Below are 3,178 nucleotides of genomic sequence, written 5' to 3'. Positions count from 1 at the left end.
GAACCGGGCAAAACACGAGCATGACCGGGGCCTGAGCGGTAGGCTGGGATGGCCGAAAGGGGAGCGTATGACGATGGCGCCGGGCGGACCCCGCCACAGGGCAGGCTCCGTCTACATGGACATTTCCGACGTCGTCCGCGAACTCTGCGATTCCATTACCGCTAGGCTCGTTGCCAGCCTCGCCGGCGTCAAGGACCCCGGACAGGTCCGCAAATGGGCCAACGGCCGGCTGCAGCCGACCCAACCGGCGCAGCAGCGCCTCCGGTTCGCCTACGACATGCTTCACGAGATTGAGGGCAGCCAGGGCCGGCGGACCGCCCAGGCCTGGATCATGACGGTCAACCCCCGGTTGGGCTACGAATCGCCCCTCAACGCCATCCGGGAAGACCGTTTCCCGGAGACCGCAGCCGCCGCCAAGGCACTCCTGGATGAGGGCTACGACGGTTGAGACACTGGACCTGCACGGAGACGGGCCTCGCCATAGTGGAGGGGCCCGTCACCATATACGTGAATTTCCGCAAAGATCATCCTCGGGCCCACACTCCCTCCCTGTCGACGACTAACCGGCCTTGCGGCGTGAACGCTCCTTGGCCGGCGGACGGATCGGCATACCGTTCTCATCCAACTTCGGGAAGTACCGCATGACCGGCTTCCCGGCCCGCAGTACCGGCTGTCCGTCACGTTCAAAGGGACGCGCCTCCAGTCGGCCGTCCTCGGCCATCGCCGCGATGGTCGCCCTGTTCGTCGGCCAGCCCGGCACCTGCGACAGCTGGTTGATGCTCCAGCCCGGCTCGGGTTCTCGTTTCGGAAGCCCGGCGCGCAGTTTCGCGACACGCTTCCGGGTCTGCAGCTTGCGCTTTTTGTGGGCGACCATGGGCGTATCGCCTTCGCGATTGCCACCGAATTTGTTCTGCACCGTCGCCACGGACCAACCCAGTTCCTGAGCGATCATGGGCATGGTGGCACCCTGATTGATCCGCGCGTTCTCCACCTGGGCCGGAATGAGCTCCTGATCGAGGAAATCCCGAAGCATCTTTGTTGAACCCGCATCGCTGGCGGGGCGACGGTCCGCCGGGTTCGGGTGCCGGAACTCCTCCAGTCGCTGTGACATTTCCAGGCCCAGCTCGCGGATCTTGTCCTGTACAGCTTCTGTACTTGGTACATCCATGGACATGACGGTACAGGATGGATCGGGGGCGGTGACGGCAATGCTCACGGGAAGGTCCTCCGGTTGTGGACCGAGGCGCCCCCGCGCTCGTGCGGAACGCCCCGGCGGGATGAATGGGTCAGAAGTCGGCCAAGGCGGCCATCGGCTCGGGAAGGCCGGCGGTACGGCTAAGACTGGAAGACGTTCGCCCGAACCGGGTCCGCGGCAGGCGACTGCGGCTCTACGCTGGGCCCCGGCAGGCCCAAGCCGGTTCGCACGAGGCCTGCATGTTGACAGGTAGTGCGGCGCTGGCGGGCAGTGCGGCCCCGGAGAGCAGAACCGCAGTGGCGGCCAGAGCGGCACGGACGGTTGAACGGGACAAGCGGTGCTCCTTCGGAACGCGGTCGGAACGGCTGTACAAATAGGGCCGGGGCGCCCTGGTTGGTCAGGACGCCCCGGTTGAGCGGACTTACTTGGCGGCGTTATCGAAGCGGTACAGGAACGCTGCCATCGCGTCCCGGTTCACCGGGCTCCACGGGCGGAAGGTCTTGAAACCGTTGCCCTCATCCCAGCCGGTGGTGATCTCCTGCTCGGCCAGCCAGGCGATCTCCTTGTAGAACTGGACGCCCGGGGCGATGTCGGCGAATGGGGATGCCTCGGGTGCCGTGTACTCCGGGGAGCCAGCCATCCGGTACAGGAAGGCAGCCATGGCGTCACGGTCGATCGCGGCATCCGGACGGAAAATCTTCGTACCGTCAGCCTCGGTCCAGCCGGTGGAGAGGCTTGCGGCGGCCAGCCAGGTGATCTCCTTGTAGAACTGGTGGTCGGGAGCCACATCGGCGAACGGGGACACTCCCGGGCCGATGAAGTCGGGCTCCCCGGCCATCCGATACAGGAATGCAGCCATAGCGTCACGGTTCACGGCGGCGGTCGGCTTGAAGGCTTCGTAGTCCCATCCGGTGGAGATCTTCTCCGAGGCCAGCCAGGAGATCTCCGTGTAGAACTGGGCACCGAACGGCACGTCAGCGAAGATCGGGGTCGACGGGGCGACGTACTGCATCGTCACCGAGGTGGAGGAGGTGGTCCGGTCCGCCTGGGCGGTGGCAAGGACGTCACCGTTGCGGGTGGACGCATCGGCCGGGATCTGCAGCCCCATACTGATCTTGCCTTCGGCGTCAGCCTGGGTTTGGAATGCATACTTCTGTTGGAAGGTCACGATGACGGTGTCGTTGGCGGGGAACCCCTCGCCTTCAAGGAGCACCGTGCCGCCGGGCGCAACGGGGCCCTGGTTGAGCACCTTGACCGAGTGGCTCTGGCTGAAACGGAGCGCCCCACAGCCGACGCCTTCCTGTGAGGGCAGGATCAGCACATCGCCTGTTGCGCAGACGCCGGTGTAGACCGGCGCCGAACGCAGGGAGATGTCAGCGGCAACAACAATCTTGCTGGACTGGCCCCGGGCGTACAGGCGGGTGTCGCCGGGGTGGGCGTCGGCCGGGACGGTCCACAGCGTGCCGATGCTGCCCTGGGCGTCGGCGGTGACCACAAAGCTGCCCTTGGGGCTGTTCTGGAAGGTGACCACGACTTTCTCGCCGGGATTCCATTTGGTGCCGGTGATGACGAGCTTTTCTGAGGGCGAGGCAGCCGGCTTGCTGAGGGAGAGGGTCTGGCCCTTCGCGTCAATGGCGGTGTGGTTGCAGCTGATGGTGTCTCCGGTGGAGAGCGTGATGGGGGTGTGGCTACTGCAGACACCGATATATTCGGCGGCCTGGGCGGGAAGCGCCACGCTGCCGGCCAAGACTACTGCTGTTGCCACGGCGGCCAGGGAGTTGCGGATGGATGGATGTAGCACGGGGGCCCTTTCGGATGGTGGTGGATACACTAGCTGGGGCCAACTGCGTACACCCCTTGTGTCTTGTGCATAACCGTACCATCTGAAACGGGTCAGTGTCACTACGTTCCTGCGGTGATGGCCAGGGGAAGGGGTGTTCTTCTACAGGCTGACGAAAGCGCCATCTGTGGGGAATGACTCAC

3 protein-coding genes are annotated in these 3,178 nt (G+C 65.1%); 1 reads left to right on the top strand and 2 read right to left on the bottom strand.

What is annotated here, in order from left to right; all coding sequences use genetic code 11:
• Positions 1 to 67 precede the first annotated feature (67 nt).
• Positions 68 to 448, top strand: coding sequence for a hypothetical protein (locus AC5RW2_RS41860; RefSeq protein WP_494028115.1), 381 nt, complete (start codon positions 68 to 70; stop codon positions 446 to 448).
• Between the two features lie 111 nt (positions 449 to 559).
• Here the strand turns inward: AC5RW2_RS41860 and AC5RW2_RS41855 are convergent, their stop codons facing one another.
• Together AC5RW2_RS41855 and AC5RW2_RS41850 are read right to left on the bottom strand one after the other, a co-directional pair.
• Positions 560 to 1,216 carry a hypothetical protein gene (locus AC5RW2_RS41855; protein WP_494028114.1) on the bottom strand — a complete coding sequence of 219 codons (657 nt, stop codon included), beginning with the start codon at positions 1,214 to 1,216 and terminating at the stop codon, positions 560 to 562.
• A 400-nt stretch (positions 1,217 to 1,616) separates the two neighbouring features.
• Positions 1,617 to 2,996, bottom strand: coding sequence for an S-layer homology domain-containing protein (locus tag AC5RW2_RS41850; RefSeq protein ID WP_494075339.1), 1,380 nt, complete (start codon positions 2,994 to 2,996; stop codon positions 1,617 to 1,619).
• Positions 2,997 to 3,178: the final 182 nt, after the last annotated feature.

The organism is Arthrobacter sp. B0316-1-20, assembly GCF_059091865.1.
This window is presented reverse-complemented; position numbering and strand designations above follow the sequence as displayed.

What these genes read in the sequence shown, in the direction of transcription:
- AC5RW2_RS41860 (WP_494028115.1), top strand. Translation starts at nt 68, where the DNA reads ATGACGATGGCGCCGGGCGGACCCCGCCACAGGGCAGGCTCCGTCTAC.